Genomic DNA, 17,576 nt, shown 5'->3' on the forward strand with positions numbered 1-17,576 from the left:
CACACGTGCCGGCCGCCCCTCCCCCGCCGCCGCGGAGGGGGTACGAGACAGGGCTGACATGACAGACGAGCCCCTCCCCGGGCGGGGAGGGGCTCATCGAGGATCAACGGTCACCGCGCGCCGGGGCCGTAGTAGCCGCCCAGCTTGTCGCGGTAGTCGGGCTCCTTGTAGGTCGCCTCGTCGAACTCCGGCGCGTCCTTGATCTCCTGCTTGGTGCGCGAGACGTAGATCTTGCGCTCCTGCGGATCGATCTGGTGCACGGTGCCGGCCGGCAGCACGACCTTCTTGCCGAAAATCCAGAAACCGGTGTCGACGACGATGTAGCTGTCACCCACCGTGTTGCTCTCCTCGTCCACCGAACCGATCTTGCCATCGGTGGCCTCCACGTCGAACCCCACGAGGTCCAGCGTCTGCTCGCCGCTGTAGGCCTCGGGGCGGTAACTCCACACGTTCTCCGTCATGGCGTTTCTCCTCGTCAGCGAAGGTAGGACACCTGCCTCCTACCCGCCGCCCCCGCGCTAAACGGACCGCGGGGGACAGAGAAATGTGCCGGGGGAGCCATCGACGGTCATGTCGCGCCTCCCGCCGAGGTCGGAGCGCAGATCGCGGCCGCCGACACTCACCGTAATCATCTCCCGGCGAAGTACTCCGCCACGATCCGGGTGTGCAGCGGGAACGCCAGCTCTCGCGGCCCGTCGATCAGCAGCCACTCCGTCGTCTCGGCCGTCGGCACGACCGGCGGGAGGTCCGCCTCCGCGGCCCGCGGCCCCAGGGCGAAGACCAGCACGGTGCCGTCGGGAGCGCTGAGCACGTCGAGGAGCCGCACGCCGTCCGCGTCGACGACGACGCCCGTCTCCTCGCGAAGCTCCCGCACGGCCGCCTGCTGCCAGGACTCGCCCATGTCGACGAAGCCGCCGGGCAGGGCGAGCCCGCCCCGGTGCGGTTCGACGTCACGACGGACCACCAGCAGGCGGTCGTCCACCGGCAGCACCATCACCGCGACCGGCAGCGGGTTGAGGTAGGAGGTGTTCCCGCAGCCGGAGCAGGTGCGCGGCCAGGGCCGGTCGGGGGCGAAGGCTTCACCGCAGAAGGAGCAGTGCGAGTTCCTGATCGTCACGACCGCGAGACTAGACCAGGACGAGGCCTTACCTCATGCTTTCACCGCTCCTGCCGGGAATCGGGGGCAAGGCCCGGCCCGGCGCGGCGTCCCCTCGGCGCAGGGGGCAGACTTTCCCGCGTGAAGCGAATCCTCATCATCGGCATCGGCGCGGGAAACCCCGATCACCTCACCCTTCAGGCGGTCAAGGCCATCGCCGCGGCCGACGTGTTCTTCATCCTCGACAAGGGGGAGGCCAAGCACGACCTCGTCCAGCTCCGGCAGGACCTCGTCGACGCGCACGCCCGCGCTCCGTACCGGCTGGTCGAGGCCCGCGACCCCGACCGGGACCGGACCACCCCCGCGTACGCGGGCGCGGTGGAGGACTGGCGATCGCGCCGGGCCGACATCTACGAGCGGCTCGTCCGCGACGAGCTCGGCGACGACGAGACCGGCGCGTTCCTCGTCTGGGGCGACCCCTCCCTCTACGACAGCACGCTGGCCATCGTCGAGGAGGTCCTCGAGCGGGGCACGGTCCGGTTCGAGTACGACGTCGTGCCCGGCATCAGCAGCGTGTCCGCGCTGGCCGCCCGGCACCGCACCAGCCTGACCCAGGTCGCGCGGCCCCTGCACATCACCACGGGCCGCCGCCTGTCCGAGGAGGGGCCCGGCGAGTCCGACGACATCGTCGTCATGCTCGACGCCCGCCACGCCTTCACCTCCCTGCCCGACACCGCGGGCTTCGAGATCTACTGGGGCGCCTACCTCGGCACCCCCGACGAGATCCTGGTGGCCGGGCCGGTCGCGGAGGTCGCCGGCCGGATCCGCGACGTCCGCGCCGAGGCCCGGGAACGCAAGGGCTGGATCATGGACACCTACCTGCTGAGGCGGGTTCCCCCTGCGGAGCGCCCCGGGTCTCCCTCCTGAACCGGAGACCCCGGCGTGCCGGGTCCTCACGGGACCGGGCACCGCGGTGGGCCACCGCGGGAGGCCACTGCTCTCACGAGTGCCCCCGGGGCGGTGGCACACCGCGCTTCCGGCTCGCCGCTTCCGGCTCGCCGTGAACGTGTCCGCACCGGGGATCGGCTCGGGTAGTGTTGCCCTCCAGCAATGGACGTGATCGAGGAGGTGAGACCCATTACCGCTGTGTCAGGTCGGGTGCTCCCGTCTCACGGCCGCGTGGTCCTTCCGACCTAGGTGACCGAGGGAGCCCCAACGGCATCCCGAAAGGCTCCAATGTCGGCTTCACCGTCATCTCTCTCCCAACCCGTCATCGTCACCAGGCTGCGGGCCGCCGGCTGTGTCTTCGCCGAGGACGAGGCACGATTGATCATCTCCACGGCGCGGACGCCGTCCGACCTCGCCGCCATGCTGGACCGGCGGGTCGCCGGCCTGCCCCTCGAACACGTTCTCGGCTGGGCGGAGTTCTGCGGGCTGCGGATAGCGGTGGACACCGGGGTCTTCGTTCCCCGCCGCCGTACCGAGTTCCTCGTCCATCAGGCCGTCGCCCTCGCCCGCCGGACCGCAGGGCCCGTCGGCCGGCCCCCCGGCCTCTCCCGCCCGGCCGCCGCCCCCTCCGCTCCCCCCGGCCCTCCCGGCTCCGAGGAGCTCGCCGTCCCCGCCGGTCAGGCCCCCGGCCGGCCACGGGTCATCGTCGATCTGTGCTGCGGTTCCGGCGCGGTGGGCGCCGCGCTGGTCGCGGCCCTGGGCCGGGTGGAGTCGCACTCCGTCGACATCGACCCCGCCGCGGTGCGCTGTGCCCGGCGCAACCTCGCCGCCGCCGACGGCCTGGTGTACGAGGGTGACCTCTACGAGCCGCTGCCCGCCGCGCTGCGGGGCCGCGTCGACATCCTGACCGCCAACGCGCCCTACGTGCCCACCGGGGCGATCGGGTTGCTGCCCGCGGAGGCCCGCGTGCACGAGCCGCGGGTGGCGCTCGACGGTGGCGCGGACGGGCTCGAGATCCAGCGGCGGGTGACCGCGGCGGCGGCACTGTGGCTGGCGCCGGGCGGTCACCTGCTGATCGAGACGAGCGAGCGCCAGGCGCCCCAGACCGCGGAGGCCTTCGCCCGCAACGGGTTGATCCCGCGGGTGGTCGAGTCCGGCGAGCTGGACGCCACCGTCGTCGTCGGGACCATGCCCGCCCTCCGTCCGCCGCCCGGTCCGGCCCGCGATCGGCAGAGGGGCGAATTCGGGTAGGGTTCACTGGTGAAATCGCTGTTCACAGCCATTTTTCACCGGCTGTGAACAGCGCGCCCGCCCGGTACAGGAGGTCCCGCGCATTGTCCGAGAGACGCGAACACGCAGCCGCCTCCCCCACGGGGGATCGCGCCGATCTGCGCGCCGACTGCGAGAGCTGCTTCGCGCTGTGCTGTGTCGTGCCCGCCTTCTCGGCCTCGTCGGACTTCGCGATCGACAAGAAGGCCGGTCAGGCCTGCCCCAACCTGCGAACGGACTTCCGCTGCGGCATTCACACGCGTCTCAGGGACAAGGGCTTCCGGGGCTGCACCGTCTACGACTGCTTCGGCGCCGGGCAGAAGGTCTCCCAGGTCACCTTCGGCGGGCAGGACTGGCGGCGGGCGCCGCGGACCGCGAAGCAGATGTTCGAGGTGTTCCCGATCATGCGGGATCTCCACGAGCTGCTCTGGTACCTGACCGAGGCGCTGACACTGCCGCAGGCCCTCCCCGTCCACGGTGAGCTCGGCCTCGCCCTGGAGAGGACCGAACGCCTCACCCGCGACACCCCCGACGCTCTCGTACGGCTGGACGTGGCGGCACACCGGCGGGAGGTCAACGCCCTGCTGCTGCGCACGAGCGAGCTCGTGCGCGCCGGAGCCGGGCGCGGGAAGAAGGACCGCAGGGGCGCCGACCTCATCGGGGCCAAGCTGAGAGGCGCCGACCTCAGGGGCGCCAACCTGAGGGGGGCCTATCTCATCGGGGCCGACCTCAGGGGCGCCGACCTGAGGACGGCCGACCTCATCGGGGCCGACCTCAGGGGCGCCGACCTCTCGGGCGCCGACCTGACCGGGAGCATCTTCCTGATCCAGTCCCAGCTGGACGCGGCGAAGGGTGACGCCAGGACCACGCTGCCGCCGTCGCTCACCCGGCCGGCTCACTGGTAGTCCCCGCACGCACCTCAACCGGCGGTGGCCGGCGTCACTCACCCGACCTGCTCACCGGTGACCATCGTCGCTCCCCTGCCCGGCCCGCCGGCGGCGCGCCCGCCGCCGGTTCCGGGGAACCACCAGTTGCGGTCGCCGAGCAGTTCCATCGCCGACGGCACCAGGACCAGGCGGACCACGGTGGCGTCGATGAGCACGGCGGCCGCCAGGCCGACGCCCAGGATCCGGAGCGGCCTGTCGTCGAACGTGCCGAACGCGGCGAACACGCAGAACATGATCGCGGCGGCCGCGGTGATCACGCGTGCCGTCGCCGCCAGACCCTCGGTGACCGCGCGGCTGTTGTCACGGGTGCGGGCGTACTCCTCCTGGATCCTGGAGAGCAGGAACACCTCGTAGTCCATGGTCAGCCCGAACGTGATCACGAACAGCATCATCGGCACCCACGCGTCGACCGGCCCGCCGGCGCCTAGGCCGAGCACGTCCCACTGGAAGATCGCGACGACCGCGCCGTAGGAGGCGCCGATCGACAGCAGGTTCACCGCGATGGCCTTCAGCGGCACGACCAGGCTGCGGAAGACCGGCACCAGCAGCGCGAACGAGGCGAGCAGCACCGCGCCGACCATCCAGGGCAGCCGGTCGAAGGAGTGCTCGGCGAAGTCGACGCCCGCCGCCGTGGCGCCGGTGACCAGAACGGGGGCCGGCAACCCGGCGCGCAGCGCGTGGACCAGGCCGGTGGTGGCCTCCTCCTGCGGGCCCGTCTCCGGTACGACCAGGGCGGTCCGCTCGTCCAGCGCGGTCACTCCGGCCACGCCGGGCGTGCTCGCGGCCTGGGCGACCGCCCGGCCCAGGGGCTCGGCGGAGACCAGGACGAGCGGGCCCGCCGCACCGGGGCCGAAACCGCCGGCGAGCAGTTCGTGGGCGCGGCGGGTGGTGTCGGAGACCGGCCGGTTGCCCGCGTCCGACCAGCCGAAGCGCAGGCTCGCCGCGGGCAGCGCGAGCCCGAGGAGCAGCCCGAGCGCGAGGGCGCCGGCCACGAGGGGACGGCGCTGCACGGCCCTGCTCCACCGGCGGGCCAGCGGGCCGGTCGTCCCGCCGCGGTGCGGCAGGGAGAGGCGGTCGACGCGGGTGCCGAGAAGGCCCAGCAGCGCGGGCAGCAGGGTGAGGGCGGTGAGCATCACCATGAGCACGCCGCACCCGGCGGCCAGCGCGATGCCGCCGCCCAGCGAGGGTCCGAGGAACAGGATGCCCGCGCCGGTGATGATCACCGTGATGCCGGCGAACAGCACGGACCGGCCCGCGGTGGTCATCGCCCGCACCACGGCGTCCTCGACGGTACGGCACTCCCCCAGCGAGGCGCGGAAGCGGGTGACGACGAGCAGCGCGTAGTCGATGCCCACGCCGAGGCCGAGCATGACGGTCACGTACACGGCGAATCCCGGCGTGGGGACGACGTTCCCCAGCAGCGAGAGCAGGGAGACGGCGCAGATCACCCCGGTCACGCCCATCAGCAGCGGCAGCGCCGTCGCGATCAGCGACCTGAACGCGAGGAGCAGGATCACCGCGGCGGCCAGCAACCCGACGCCCTCGATGAGACCGCCGGGGGCGAAGTCGGCGAAGTCGTCACCGGACAGCTCAGCCGTGAGGACGGGGGTCCCGGGGGCGGTGGGGGCGCGGAAGGCGTCGCGCAGCTCCTTGAGTCTCGCGGCGCTCTCCTCGCCGGTGTGACGAATCGGGACGGTGGCGACGGTGCCGTCCGCGGAGACCTGCTCGTAGGGGGCTTCCCGCGACGGCCGGGGCCGCGAGCCCTCAGCCGGGGGGACGGCGACCGTCACGCCGGGGACGGTGTTCATGCGGGCGATCAGGGCTGTCACCGCCCACCGTACCTCGGGGGCGCGCACGCCCGCCGGCGCGGACACCACGAGCCTGCCCTGGGGCTCGGCGGGGCGGTCGCCGAGCAGGTCGGCGGCCCGGCGGCTCTCCGAGCCGGGCAGCGCGAAGTCCTCCGTCGTGGCGCCGGGCGCGCGGGCGGCGCCCACGACGAGGGCGGCGGCCAGGGCCAGCCAGGCGAGCAGCACCAGCCATCCGTGGCGGGCGCAGAAACGCGCCGGGGAGTTGAGGGATGTCATGGCCCGACGCTAGGAACGGGCACCGCCCGCGGTCGTCCACCCGGCGCGGGCCGTGCCCTACCGCACCGGCGGTAGGGCCGGAACCCGGCCGGACCGCCCGTGGAAGCGCCCCGTCACCGCCCGGCTCGCCGGCGTCCTGCCCCACGCCACCCGGCCTGGCGAGACCCCTGCCCGGTGTCACCCCGGCCTGGTGTCACCCCGGCCCGCCTGTCCCCCGCCCCGGCCTACCACTTCCTCGGCAGCCCGGGACGGACCAGGCCGCACTCGTAGCCCAGGACGACGAGCTGCGCCCTGTCGTGCACGGCCAGCTTCGCCATCATGCGGTTGACGTGCGTCTTCACCGTGGCGGGACTCATGTGCAGGCGCTCGGCGATCTGGAGGTTGCTCAATCCTTCGGCGACCCTGGCCAGCACCTCGCGCTCGCGATCGGTAAGCGGCGCCAGCCTGGCCCGGCCGGGCGCGGGATCGGGCCTGGCCGAGAACTCCTCGATGAGCCGCCGGGTGACGCCCGGGGACAACAGCGCGTCTCCCCTGGCGGCGACGCGCACGGCGTGGCGCAGCTCGGCCGGTTCCGCGTCCTTGACCAGGAAGCCGCTCGCGCCCGAGCGGAGCGCCTCGTAGACGTACTCGTCAAGGTCGAAGGTGGTGACCACGACCACCTTGGCGCCGCCCGCCGCCACGATCCTGCGGGTGGCCTCCAGCCCGTCGATCCCCGGCATGCGGATGTCCATCAGCACGACGTCGGGACGGAGTTCGGCGGCCAGCCGCACGACTTCGCGGCCGTCGGCGGCCTCCCCGAGCACGGTGAGATCCTCCTCCACGTCGAGCAGGGCGCGCAGGCCGGCGCGGACCAGCGGCTGGTCGTCGGCGAGCAGGATGGTGATCATGCCGGAAGCCACGCGGCGACCTGGAACCCGCCCTCCGGCCGGTCGCCGACGACGAGCCGGCCGCCGACCGCGGCCACCCGCTCCGCCATCCCCGCCAGCCCGTGCCCCCCGCCGATCCCGTCGTCACCCGCCCGCCCGTACCCGGCACGGATCCCGTCGTCACCGGCGCGCCGGTGCCCGGCACGGGCACCTTCACCGCCGGTCCGCCCGTGCCCGGCGCCCGGCGGGGGCGTGCCGCTGCCCTGGCCGTCGTCGTCCACCTGGACGGTCACGCCGCCGGTCTCGAAGCCCAACCGGACCCGCGCCGTGTTCGCCTTCGCGTGCCGCATGGTGTTGGTGAGCGCCTCCTGGACGATCCGGTACGTGGTCAGGTCCACCGCGGGGGCCAGCGCCCGACACTCCCCCACGATCTCGAACGTCACCGGCAGTCCCGCGGCCGCGACCAGTTCCTCCAGCTGACCGGCGCCCGGCATCGGCCGCCTTCTCTCGGGCCCGTCCTCGCGCAGGACGCCGAGGACGCCCTTCATCTCCGCCAGGGCCTCGCGGCTGGCCGTACGGATCACCGACAGTGCCTCCCTGGCCGCCTCGGGGCCGCCGGAGCGGTCGATCGCCTCCGCGGCGACGGCGGCGTGCAGCGCGATCAGCGACACGGTGTGGGAGGTGACGTCGTGCAACTCCCTGGCGACCTTGAGCCGCTCCTCACGCCCCCGCCCGAGCGCCATCTCCTCGCGGGTCCGCTCGGCCTCGACCATCCGCCGCTCCACCTCGGCGGCGTGCGCGCGCCGGGACCCGGACACCTCGGCGAGCTGCCCGACCACCACCGTGATGAGCGCCCACAGCAGCAGGCCGGTGAGGTTGTCGAGGCTCCTGTCGAGGAGCACGGCACCCGAGGGGACCGCCACGAGGAAACCCGCACCCGCCCAGCCCTGCACCCGGCGTCCTGAGGAGATCGTCGCGAACACCGCGATCAGCGCGGGGATCGGCCACAGCGCGTAGGCGTAGCCGAGGACGAAGACGACCCCCGCCGAGGCCGCGCAGACGACCAGGCTGAGCTCGGGCCGCTCGCCCAGCCTGACCAGCCCGAGCACGGTCAGGGCCAGCAGCGTGCAGCCGAGGGCGTCGAGCGGCCGGGCACCGGGCTGGTTGCCGTAGGCCATGACCGAGGAGAACCCGACGACCGCGGCCATGGCGGCCACCAGCGCGAACCTGCTCACTCCCCCACAGTAATCCGGCCCGCGGGCCGGGACATCCACCCCTGGCGGTAGTCGCCTACCGCCAGGGGTGCACGGCCGGGCGGCCCGCCCGGCCGCCCGCTTCCCCATGACGGCGGGTCAGCTCCGTACGGGAGCCGGCTCCGGACGCCGGGTCAGCGCGGTGTACAGGAACGCGGTCGCCACCAGTGACGCCGCCCCCGCCAGCGCCATCGCCGCGGGGACCGGCACGAACTCGGCCAGCGTCCCCGTCCCCGAGGCCGCCAGCGCCTGTCCGGCCATCGTGCCGCTGCCCGCCAGCCCGAGCGCCTGCCCCCTGACGCGCTCGGGCACCGCCGCCACGTAGCGCTCCTGCGTGCCCAGATGCCCGGCGAAGCCGAAGGAGGCCACCGCCACCAGCGCCGTCGCGGCCCACGCGCCCGGCGACAGCGCGAAGAAGAGGTACGGCACCGCCATCAGCGTGAACAGCGGCACCGCCAGCCGGACCCGCTGCTCGGGCGTGGTCGACCGGGCGACCAGGAGATCCCCTGCGAGCATGCCGCCGGCCGCCGCTATGAACAGCGCCCCCGCCGAGCCGCCCGCGTACGGCACGTAGAGCGCCTCCGCCCCGACGATCAGCCCGTTCGGCACCCACTGCGCGAGCAGCAGCCCGCGGATCCGCCGGTCCCCCAGCAACTCCCCGTTCACCGCCCAGGCCTGCCGCCAGGCCGGCCGCCCCGGCGCCCTCGGCGGCCCGGCCCGCAACCCCAGCCACTGCGTGAGCGCCACCAGCGCGCCGAGCGCCGCGCCCGACCACAGCGCCGCGTACGGCCCGGCCCAGGCCAGCAGCGTCCCGCCGAGGGCGAATCCGGCGATCTGCGTGGCGCCGGCCGCGATGTTCAGCGCCGAGCGGCCCAGCACGTAGCCGTTGCCCGGCAGCAGGTCGGCGAGCAGCGCCTGGCGCGCGCCGCCCGCGACGGCGTCGAACAGCCCGCACGCCATGACCAGTGCGATCATCCCCCACACCGGCAGCACCCCGAGGGCGAGCGTCGCGACCGCGGCGGCCCTGGCCAGGTCCCACGAGACCAGCAGCGCCCGGGGTGGCAGCCTGTCGGCCAGCCCTCCGAGCGTCAGCGCTCCGACGGCCTGCGGCAGGAAACCCGCGAGGTAGGCCAGCGCGGCCAGGAACGGCGAGCCGGTATGGGCGTACACCAGCGTGGACAGCGCCAGGCTCTCCATGGTCCTGCCCGTGACGCTCGCGGCCTGCGCGGCGAACAGCGTCCTGAACTGGCCGACGGCGAAGATCTCCCGATAGGTGTTCACCCACCGGAGCATGCGGGCCGGCCGGCACGGCGGGCTATTGTTTCGTCAGGAGGCGAAACGTTGTCCTATCTGGAGTGCACCCCCGAGGACCTGGCGCGCACCCGTTTCGTGATGTCGCCGATGGCACAGGTGGTCACCGCCCTGCCGCTGCTCGCCGGGGTCCGGCTCCCGCCGGGGATGTCGCGGTGGACGGCCGGGGTGCGCGACCGCTACGAGGCGCTGGTCGCCGCCGACCCCGTCCTGCGGGCCCTGGCCGGCCTGCTGACGGTCACCGACTACGTGCCCGACTTCTTCTGCGTTCCGCCGCCGCGCGTGGACACCACCTTCTCCGAGGAGGCGCTGGCCGTGCGGCGCACGCCGTACGGCAAGGCCCGCGCCGACCTGGAGCTGAGCTACCGGGGCCGGCCGACGGCCGCGGCGCTGGACGTGCCCGACGTCGCCGAGCGGGTGGCGGAGAGCCTGACCGCCGCGTGGAGCGAGCTGATCGAGCCCGACTGGCCGAGGATGCGCGCGCTGCTGGAGCGTGACATCGTGCAGCGGGCGGGGCGGCTGGCGGTCTACGGCTGGGCCGAGGTGTTCGACGGGCTGGACGTGCACATGTCGCTGGAGGGCGGGCGGATCCTGCTCGGCCGGGTGACCGGCGCCTCGCACCGGCTGGGCGGTGTCGGCCTGGTCCTGGTGCCCAACGCGTTCGGCGGGAGGATCGTCTACCTCGACCCGCCGCGCGCCTTCGGGCTCACCTACCCCGCGCGGGGGGTGGCCGCGCTGTGGGAGAGCCGGGTGCCCGCGCCGGACAGCCTGGCCGCGCTGCTCGGCGGAGGCAGGGCCGCGGTGCTGCTGGAGCTGGCGACGCCCGCGAGCACCAGCCAGCTCGTCGCCAGGCTGGGCATGACGCTCGGCGGCGTCGGCGACCACCTCGCGGTGCTCAGGCGGTCGGGGCTGGTCTCGCGCGGCAGGAGCGGGCGGTCGGTGCTCTACACGCGCACCCCGATGGGCGACGCCCTGACGGAGTGGAACGCGTGAACGCGGCGCGGTGCGAAAGGCGCGCGCCGCGGCCCGGCGGGGCGCCCGGTCAGCCCGCCGAGACCCTGAGGACGATCTTTCCTCGCACGTGACCGGTCCGGCTCAGCCGGAACGCCTCGGCCGCCTCGGACAGGTCCAGGACGGTGGTGACCTCGGGGACGGCCAGGCCGTTCTCGATCATCCGTCGCAGCTCGTCGAGGTCCTCGGCGCTCGGCCGGGCGAACACGAAGGTGCCGCCGTGCTCCCGCACGCCGTCGTCGGCCAGCGAGACGACCCGCCCCCGCGCGTCCCCGCGCAACAGGCCGAGGGAGGACACCAGCTCCTCGCCGCCGTACATGTCCATGATCGCGGTGACTCCGGCCGGCGTGAGCGAGCGCACCCGCTCTTCGAGGCCGGGGCCGTAGGTGACGGGCTCGGCGCCGATTTCTCGCAGGTAGTCGTGGTTGCGGGCCGAGGCGGTGCCGATGACGCGCGCCCCGAGGGCGGCGGCGATCCTCACGGCGAACGATCCGACACCGCCCGCCGCGGCCTGGACCAGCACGGTGTCACCGGCTCCCACCCGCAGCGCGTGGACGAGTGACTGGTAGGCGGTGAGGCCGGCGATCGGGACGGTGGCCGCCTGCTCCCAGCTCAGGCCGGCCGGCTTGCGGGCGATGGTGCGCACCGGCGCGGCCACCCGCTCGGCGTAGGTTCCCCTCCCGATGGAGTCCTCGCGCACGTACCCGATCACCTCGTCCCCCGCCGCGAAGCCGGTGACCGTCGGGCCGGTCTCCACGACCACCCCGGCGACGTCCCAGCCGGGGATGACGGGGAAGTGGACGTCGAAACGGCCGTCCAGATGCCCGGCGGCCGTCTGCCAGTCGACGGGGTTGACCGACACCGCCCGCACGTCGACGAGAACGGACTCCGGGCCGAGTTTCGGCTCGGGAACGTCCGCCGTCTCCAGGACCTCCGGCCCGCCGTAGCGCCGGTAAACGATCGCCTTCATCCCCTGGCCTTTCGAAGCGCGCGCCGGCCCGCGGACAGCGCGGCACCGTTCTACAGCATCGAACGGCTCCTTTCAACGGCCCGGGTCCCGGGCCGGATCCGGGTATGCAGGCAGGGACGGACCGGAGCCGCGAGGCGCCCGGCCGATCCCGCAGACCCGTCGCGCCCATCGGAGACACCACCGTGAGCATTCCTCTGCCCGCCTCGTTCGCCCACCACGTGATCGACGCCGACGGCGTGCGCGTCAACACGTACGTCTCGGGTGACGGCCCCCCGGTCCTGCTGCTGCACGGCTACCCGCAGACGCATCTCATCTGGCATCGGGTGGCGCCCGTGCTCGCCCGCGAGCACACCGTGGTCCTCACCGACCTGCGGGGGTACGGGGACAGCGACAAGCCCCCCTCCGCGCCGGACCACGGCCCCTACTCCAAACGGGTGATGGCGCACGACCAGCTGCTGGTCATGCGCTCACTCGGCTTCGGCCGCTTCGCGGTGGCGGGCCACGACCGCGGGGCGCGGGTCGGCCACCGCCTGGCCCTGGACGAGCCCGAGGCGGTGACCAGGCTGGCCGTGCTGGACATCGTGCCCACCCGCCACGCGTTCCGGCACGCCGACGCCGCGTTCGCGCTCGGTTACTACCACTGGTTCTTCCTCGCCGCGGGCGACGGCGTCCCCGAGCGCATGATCGGCGCCGACCCCGGCCACTGGGTCCGCGCCCACATGAAGGTCCAGCACGGCGGGACCTCGTTCGACCCGGTGGCCGAGGACGAGTACGTCCGCTGCTTCTCCGATCCGGCGGCCGTCCACGCCTCCTGCGAGGACTACCGGGCCGCCGCGAGCGTCGACCTGCGCCACGACGACGCCGACGCCGAGGCGGGCAGGCGCGTGACCTGCCCCGTGCTGGTCCTGTGGGGCGAGCGCGGCTTCGTCGGACGCAGCTACGACGTCCTGGACGTCTGGCGGCGTTACGCGGACGACGTGCGCGGCCAGGCGCTGCCCTGCGGGCACTACGTCCCCGAGGAGGCTCCCGAGATGACGGCGGAGCTGCTCGGCTCGTTCCTCTCCGGGAACCCGGTCACGACGGCGCGGTAGCGATCGGGGCAAATCGATCAGACGTAGTAGCCCTCCACCGGGACGCGTGCCTCGTCGAACAGCGCGGGGCCCTCCTGGGGCACGTGCGGCCAGCCGCCTCCCGGCTTGAGGCCCGCGAACTGCTCGTTGGAGAGCGCGAACACGACGCGGCCGAGGCCGGAGCGTGCGATGGCGCCCGTGCACATGGGGCAGGGCTGGCAGCTGGTGTACATGGTCGTGGCGGCCGCGACGCCGGGGTCGAGCTCGCGGGCCGCCCACCTGGCCAGCTTCAGCTCGGGATGGGCGCTGATGTCACGGTCGCCGAGGACCGTGTTGTGGTCCTCGGCGAGGACGGTGCCGTCCGGGCCCACCAGCAGCGACCCGAACGGGGCCTCTCCGCCCGCCCGCGCCCCGGCGGCGAGCTCGATGGCCCGGCGGAGATACTTCTCGTCGTCGTTCGTCATGATTGTCCTGTTCCTGATTGACGGGTGCGCAGATCCCAGCGGGCGGCCACGGTCGCGAGCGCCTGCCAGGCCACCTCCGGGTGGCGCGTCTCCTCCGGGTCGCCGTCGAACGGGTCGAGCACGACGGTGTCGGCGCCGAGCAGGCGCAGCCGTTCGAGGTCGTCGAGGACCTGGTCGATCGTGCCCTCGCCGGCGAGCCGCCCGGGGTCGGTGATCGGGGACTCGGTGAGCCGCAGCGCGATGCGGGGCGCGAAACCGGGCACCGGCCGGCTCTCCTCGTCCGCGATGACCTTCAGCCGGTCCAGCGCCTCGCGCATCCGGCCGAGGGTGAGGCGCAGCGGGTGCCAGGCCTCACCGAGGCGCACCGCCCGGCGCAGACCGGCGTCGCCGTTGCCGCCGACCCAGACCGGTATCCGCCCGGCCCCGTAGTCCGCCTCGTCGTCCCAGGCGGAGCGCATCGCCCGGAGATGGTCGTCGGTCAGCGCCCCGCGCCGCTCGAACGGCACCCCGAGCGCCTCGAACTCCTGCCGCGCCCAGCCGACGCCCACACCGAGGACGAGCCGCCCGCCGCTGAGCCCGTTGAGGTTGGCGGCCATCCGGGCGACGAGCAGCGGGTGGCGGTACGGCACGATGAGCACCGTGGTGCCGAGCCGGATCCCGTCGGTGACCCCGGCCAGCCAGGCGAGGGTGGTGAAGGGCTCGTAGAACGGCGCCGGGTACTGCTCGGCGACATCGGGGGTGATCACGACATGGTCGGAGACCATGAGCAGATCGAAGCCCAGGCCCTCCACCGTCCGCGCCCAGTCGCGCAGCGTCCCGGGGTCGGTGCCGGGTCCAAAATTCAGCACGTTAACGCCTATTTTCACCCTGTCAGGGTATCGAGCGATCATCCCCGGCCGGAAGGGATTCATCCCGGTGTACAGCGCCGTATGCCGTTGATATGCCGGTATCTTTGCCGGATGGCCGAGAGTCTTGACGCGACCGACTGGTCGATCCTGGTCGAGGTCCAGCGGGACGGCCGCATCCCGATCACCGAGCTGGGGCGGCGGGTGAACCTCAGCGCCTCGGCCACGACCGAGCGAGTCAGGCGGCTGGAGGCGACGGGCGTCATCACCGGCTACCACGCGAACGTCGACCTGGAGAAGGCCGGTTTCCCCCTGCTGGCCGTCGTGCGCGTCAGCTTCTCGGCCGTGAACGACCGAGCTTGCAGCTCCTCGCCGTCGATGGCTTCGACGGTCTGGTCCGCGTCAGGCAGCGTGACTCACTGCCCAGCCCGTCTCACCGCGTGAGGCGATGTTCCGGGCTGCGTTGACGTCGGCGTGCTCAGCGAAACCGCACGACGTACACGAGAAGGTGGCTTGGTCAGGCCGGTTGCGCTTGTCCACATGCCCGCAGTGCGAGCACTGCTGTGAGGTGTAGGCCGCATCCACGAGAATCACCGCCACTCCTGCCCGGACCGCCTTGTAGGCGAGGAAAGCTCCGAGCTGGTGGAAGCTCCAGGAGTGCAGCGTGACCCGCTGGGGCTTGCGAAGCCGTACCCGCTCGCGGATGCCCTGGAGATCCTCCAGAGCGATCCCGCGCCCGGTGCGTTCTGCCTCGGCCACGATGCTTTTGGCGATGATGTGGTTGACATTCGCGGCGAACCGCGCCTCGCTACGACGCCGCCGTTTCAGCAGCCGCTTGGCGGACTTGGTCTGCTTGGCCTGCAGGCGGCGGCGGAGTTGGCGATTACGGTGGCGGACCGCGTTCAGGCCCTTGCCGCAATGACGGACCCCATCGGAGGTGGTAGCGATGTTGGCGATCCCCAGATCCACCCCGACGAAGCCGTCCGGTTCCGATAGCGGCTGGTCGGCCACCTCGACCGTGGCATGCAAAAACCACATTCCGTCCCGGCAGATCAGGTCCGACTCACCGCGTCGATGGGCGGCCAGCAGCGCCAGTTGCCGCGCCGAACCGGTGAAGGCCACCCCTTTCAGCCGCCCGGCGGTCGTCCAGATCGACACCGTCCGCGCATCATGCTGCCAAGACAGGCACCGGTCGTCATAGGGCTGGGCCGCCAGTGATCGGAAGGAGATCGGCTGGGCTTCGATTTTGACCCGGCGCGGAGATCCGGGCTTGCCCAGGTTCCCGGCGGCCAGGTTGGTGTGCAGGCTGCGATAGGCGTCGCACACCTTCTTGATCACATGCTGGGCGGCCTGGGCGGCCAGCCCGAACTCGGCCTTGATCTGGTTGTAGGTGTGCTTGCGCAGGTCGAAGGTGCGGAAACAGTGGTGCTGGAACGCCATTGCCGCGACCAGATTCGCCGCTCGGTTGGCGGCGTCCAGGGTGGCTTCCAGCGCCGCCGCCTGCTGCGGCGTCGCAAGGAGCTTCACCTGCACCACCAGTTTCACAATCGAACACACTAACGTTAGGTCCATATCACCGCGGTGGGAACCCAGCCCTGATACCCGGCACGGCGAGCACGACCATGTCCACCTGCTTGTGCACTATCCGCCCAAGGTGGCGCTCGCGACTCTTGTCAACTCCCTCAAGGGCGTCTCGGCGCGGCTGCTGCGCAAGGAGTTTCCGGTCCACATCCGCCGGTATCTGTGGGGCGGCCATTTCTGGTCCCCCTCGTATTTCGCCGCGTCCTGCGGCGGGGCACCCCTGTCGATCATCAAGAAGTACATCGAGGACCAGAAGCGGCCAGGCTGAGCTACCCACAGCAACCGACTGTCAGAGCACCGCTCGGGCCTGGGGGCCCTCCCGCGCTGTCGTTTCCTCCCGGGCGTAAATGCCCAAGGTTCCACGCCAGATCACGCTGAAGTATCCGGGCAGCCGGCACCAGCCACTGCACCGGCTGCTCGACGAGCGTCCCGAGATCCTGGAGTGCCTGCGGACCACCGGCGACGACTGCTACACGCTGAAGGTGGCCGCGACCTCCATGGGCCACCTCGAAGAGCTCGTCAACGAGCTGGCCCTGCTGGGCGGCACCACCACCAACCTCGTCTACAGCCAGACGCTGCCCTACCGTGGCCCGCGGGACCCCCGGCCGGGCTGATCGGGGCGCCGGCGCCGTCGGCCCCCTCCTCCTGGCGAGCGGGAAACCCCCGTGGCGCCGGTCGGGACACCGGCGCCCCCGACCCCATCCCCCTGGCGAGCGGAAGACTCCCGAGGCGCCGGTCGGGACACCGGCGCCGTCGGCCCCCTCCCCCTGGCGAGCGGGAGACTTCCGCGGTCGCCCGTGCCGGTCCCCGCGTCACCGCCGCCCGGGAGGGCTAGGAACGGCGGGCGCCGCAGCCGGTCGCGGCGGCCGTGATCCGGGTGCGGCCCTTCCTTTCCGCCGCGGGACCGGCGTGGTCGTCGCGGCGGGCGCCGTCTCGCTCACCACTTCCCACCGGCAGGGGTCCCAGGCAGGGACATCCGAGGTCCGCGCGCTGGATCAGCACCGGTGAGCTGCTGGGATCGAGCTGGGCCGTGCCCGCGTAGGTGGCGACGACGCGGTTCACCCCCGCGGGCAGGTCCGAGACGGTCAGGGTGGCGACGCCGCCCGCGTCGAGCTGGGCCGTGCCCAGCTTCGCCCCGTCGGTGGCGAAGCCGACCTGCCCTGTGGGAACGGTCGCGTCCGAGGCGGTCACCCTGGCGGTGAAGGTGATCGGGCCGCCGTCTCCCAAGGGACACGTGGAGGTCAGCGTGGTCGTGGTCGTCGCCGTCCCGCAGAGCTGCGCGAAGGGCCGCACGACGGTGTTCGTGTCCAGGGTGATCGCGCCGCGGCTCAGCAGGCGGCCGACCACGGTCGCGCCGGTGGTCGCGGTGATCGCGCTCAGCGCGAGGACGTTCCCGGAGAAGGCGGAGCCGGTTCCCAGCGTGGCCGAGGTGCCGACCTGCCAGAAGACGTTGGCCGCCTGGGCTCCGTTGACGAGGGTCACCGTGCTGGCGGGCCCGGTGACGAGGGTGGAGGCGGCCTTGAAGATGAAGACGGCGTCCGGATCGCCCTGCGCGTCGAGGGTCAGAGTGCCGGTGAGCCTGAAGTTCCCCGAGGCGGAGGCGTAGACGCCGGGCGTCACGGTGGTCCCGCCGAGCTCCGCCGGGACGGTGGCGTCGACGGGCCGGCCCGCGGCGTCGTCGTAGGCGGCGGTCAGATCCGTCTGTGCCCGCTGGGCGGTGGCGTCGGCCTGCGGGACGGCGCCGGACGGGAAACCGCTCAGCGTCACGCCCGGCCGCGCCCCGAGGCCCCCGGTGACGACGGTGGGGTTGTAGCCGCCGCCTTCCTCCTCGTCCTCGTCACCGTTCCCGCCGCCGCTGCCG

General features: G+C 73.0%; 18 protein-coding genes and 1 pseudogene. 8 read left to right on the forward strand and 11 right to left on the reverse strand.

Annotated elements, in window-relative coordinates; genetic code table 11:
* Positions 1–110: 110 nt before the first annotated feature.
* Complete coding sequence (locus AB0G15_RS39070; RefSeq protein ID WP_362691681.1) at positions 111–461, reverse strand: PRC-barrel domain-containing protein; 351 nt, start codon at positions 459–461, stop codon at positions 111–113.
* Positions 462–628: 167 nt separating this feature from the next.
* Positions 629–1,117: an NUDIX domain-containing protein gene (locus AB0G15_RS39075; RefSeq protein ID WP_362850294.1), complete on the reverse strand. Its 489-nt coding sequence runs from the start codon at positions 1,115–1,117 to the stop codon at positions 629–631.
* 120 nt (positions 1,118–1,237) lie between these two features.
* Here AB0G15_RS39075 and cobF point away from each other — a divergent pair, with 120 nt between their 5' ends.
* The 3 genes from cobF to AB0G15_RS39090 all read left to right on the forward strand — a co-directional run bounded on the left by cobF (position 1,238) and on the right by AB0G15_RS39090 (position 4,218).
* Positions 1,238–2,023, forward strand: a complete 786-nt coding sequence (gene cobF, locus AB0G15_RS39080) for a precorrin-6A synthase (deacetylating) (RefSeq protein WP_362850296.1) — start codon at positions 1,238–1,240, stop codon at positions 2,021–2,023.
* Between the two features lie 309 nt (positions 2,024–2,332).
* Positions 2,333–3,295: a putative protein N(5)-glutamine methyltransferase gene (locus tag AB0G15_RS39085; RefSeq protein ID WP_362850297.1), complete on the forward strand. Its 963-nt coding sequence runs from the start codon at positions 2,333–2,335 to the stop codon at positions 3,293–3,295.
* Positions 3,296–3,378: 83 nt separating this feature from the next.
* Positions 3,379–4,218: a pentapeptide repeat-containing protein gene (locus AB0G15_RS39090; RefSeq protein WP_362850298.1), complete on the forward strand. Its 840-nt coding sequence runs from the start codon at positions 3,379–3,381 to the stop codon at positions 4,216–4,218.
* A 38-nt stretch (positions 4,219–4,256) separates the two neighbouring features.
* Here AB0G15_RS39090 and AB0G15_RS39095 read toward each other — a convergent pair whose 3' ends face one another.
* The 4 genes from AB0G15_RS39095 to AB0G15_RS39110 all read right to left on the reverse strand — a co-directional run bounded on the left by AB0G15_RS39095 (position 4,257) and on the right by AB0G15_RS39110 (position 9,744).
* On the reverse strand, positions 4,257–6,344 hold the full coding sequence (locus AB0G15_RS39095) for an MMPL family transporter (protein ID WP_362850299.1): 2,088 nt from the start codon (positions 6,342–6,344) through the stop codon (positions 4,257–4,259).
* A gap of 224 nt (positions 6,345–6,568) precedes the next feature.
* Positions 6,569–7,231 (reverse strand): response regulator transcription factor, encoded by a 663-nt coding sequence (locus AB0G15_RS39100; RefSeq protein ID WP_362850322.1) that lies wholly within the window; start codon positions 7,229–7,231, stop codon positions 6,569–6,571.
* Entirely contained in the window at positions 7,228–8,445 is a 1,218-nt protein-coding gene (locus tag AB0G15_RS39105; protein ID WP_362850300.1) for a histidine kinase, read from the reverse strand. The genes AB0G15_RS39100 and AB0G15_RS39105 overlap by 4 nt, the downstream gene beginning before the upstream one ends.
* A gap of 117 nt (positions 8,446–8,562) precedes the next feature.
* Positions 8,563–9,744 (reverse strand): MFS transporter, encoded by a 1,182-nt coding sequence (locus tag AB0G15_RS39110; protein ID WP_362850302.1) that lies wholly within the window; start codon positions 9,742–9,744, stop codon positions 8,563–8,565.
* 60 nt (positions 9,745–9,804) lie between these two features.
* Here AB0G15_RS39110 and AB0G15_RS39115 point away from each other — a divergent pair, with 60 nt between their 5' ends.
* On the forward strand, positions 9,805–10,767 hold the full coding sequence (locus tag AB0G15_RS39115) for an ArsR family transcriptional regulator (RefSeq protein ID WP_362850304.1): 963 nt from the start codon (positions 9,805–9,807) through the stop codon (positions 10,765–10,767).
* 49 nt (positions 10,768–10,816) lie between these two features.
* Here AB0G15_RS39115 and AB0G15_RS39120 read toward each other — a convergent pair whose 3' ends face one another.
* The gene (locus AB0G15_RS39120) at positions 10,817–11,755 is read right to left on the reverse strand and encodes an NADP-dependent oxidoreductase (protein ID WP_362850305.1); all 939 of its coding nucleotides are present in this window, start codon (positions 11,753–11,755) and stop codon (positions 10,817–10,819) included.
* Between the two features lie 182 nt (positions 11,756–11,937).
* Here AB0G15_RS39120 and AB0G15_RS39125 point away from each other — a divergent pair, with 182 nt between their 5' ends.
* Positions 11,938–12,846 (forward strand): alpha/beta hydrolase, encoded by a 909-nt coding sequence (locus AB0G15_RS39125; RefSeq protein ID WP_362850307.1) that lies wholly within the window; start codon positions 11,938–11,940, stop codon positions 12,844–12,846.
* A 17-nt stretch (positions 12,847–12,863) separates the two neighbouring features.
* On the opposite strand, the gene AB0G15_RS39130 is transcribed toward AB0G15_RS39125, so the two are convergent.
* Positions 12,864–13,289, reverse strand: coding sequence for a nucleoside deaminase (locus AB0G15_RS39130; protein ID WP_362850309.1), 426 nt, complete (start codon positions 13,287–13,289; stop codon positions 12,864–12,866).
* Complete coding sequence (locus tag AB0G15_RS39135) at positions 13,286–14,137, reverse strand: LLM class flavin-dependent oxidoreductase (protein WP_362850311.1); 852 nt, start codon at positions 14,135–14,137, stop codon at positions 13,286–13,288. Before AB0G15_RS39135 ends, AB0G15_RS39130 begins: the two co-directional genes overlap by 4 nt.
* 111 nt (positions 14,138–14,248) lie before the next feature.
* Here AB0G15_RS39135 and AB0G15_RS39140 point away from each other — a divergent pair, with 111 nt between their 5' ends.
* On the forward strand, positions 14,249–14,578 hold the full coding sequence (locus AB0G15_RS39140) for an Lrp/AsnC family transcriptional regulator (RefSeq protein WP_362850313.1): 330 nt from the start codon (positions 14,249–14,251) through the stop codon (positions 14,576–14,578).
* On the opposite strand, the gene AB0G15_RS39145 is transcribed toward AB0G15_RS39140, so the two are convergent.
* Positions 14,537–15,679, reverse strand: a complete 1,143-nt coding sequence (locus AB0G15_RS39145; protein ID WP_362850315.1) for a transposase — start codon at positions 15,677–15,679, stop codon at positions 14,537–14,539. The two genes, AB0G15_RS39140 and AB0G15_RS39145, sit on opposite strands and share 42 nt — an antisense overlap.
* Positions 15,680–15,743: 64 nt before the next feature.
* On the opposite strand from AB0G15_RS39145, the pseudogene tnpA reads away from it, so the two are divergent.
* Together tnpA and AB0G15_RS39155 are read left to right on the forward strand one after the other, a co-directional pair.
* Positions 15,744–15,983 (forward strand): annotated as a pseudogene (tnpA, locus tag AB0G15_RS39150) (IS200/IS605 family transposase); the annotation flags it as partial.
* A gap of 79 nt (positions 15,984–16,062) precedes the next feature.
* Positions 16,063–16,329, forward strand: coding sequence for an Lrp/AsnC ligand binding domain-containing protein (locus AB0G15_RS39155; protein ID WP_362850317.1), 267 nt, complete (start codon positions 16,063–16,065; stop codon positions 16,327–16,329).
* A 217-nt stretch (positions 16,330–16,546) separates the two neighbouring features.
* Here the strand turns inward: AB0G15_RS39155 and AB0G15_RS39160 are convergent.
* On the reverse strand, positions 16,547–17,576 hold a 1,030-nt coding region (locus AB0G15_RS39160), incomplete at its 5' end, for an ice-binding family protein (protein ID WP_362850318.1).

Source organism: Streptosporangium sp. NPDC023825 (assembly GCF_040639575.1).
GTDB lineage: Bacteria > Actinomycetota > Actinomycetes > Streptosporangiales > Streptosporangiaceae > Streptosporangium.

Bases quoted from the DNA above. Each gene is read 5' to 3' on its own strand.
- AB0G15_RS39085 (WP_362850297.1), top strand. From the start codon at position 2,333: ATGTCGGCTTCACCGTCATCTCTCTCCCAACCCGTCATCGTCACCAGG.
- AB0G15_RS39070 (WP_362691681.1), bottom strand. From the start codon at position 461: ATGACGGAGAACGTGTGGAGTTACCGCCCCGAGGCCTACAGCGGCGAG.
- AB0G15_RS39100 (WP_362850322.1), bottom strand. From the start codon at position 7,231: ATGATCACCATCCTGCTCGCCGACGACCAGCCGCTGGTCCGCGCCGGC.
- AB0G15_RS39140 (WP_362850313.1), top strand. From the start codon at position 14,249: ATGGCCGAGAGTCTTGACGCGACCGACTGGTCGATCCTGGTCGAGGTC.
- AB0G15_RS39120 (WP_362850305.1), bottom strand. From the start codon at position 11,755: ATGAAGGCGATCGTTTACCGGCGCTACGGCGGGCCGGAGGTCCTGGAG.
- AB0G15_RS39130 (WP_362850309.1), bottom strand. From the start codon at position 13,289: ATGACGAACGACGACGAGAAGTATCTCCGCCGGGCCATCGAGCTCGCC.
- AB0G15_RS39155 (WP_362850317.1), top strand. From the start codon at position 16,063: ATGCCCAAGGTTCCACGCCAGATCACGCTGAAGTATCCGGGCAGCCGG.
- AB0G15_RS39095 (WP_362850299.1), bottom strand. From the start codon at position 6,344: ATGACATCCCTCAACTCCCCGGCGCGTTTCTGCGCCCGCCACGGATGG.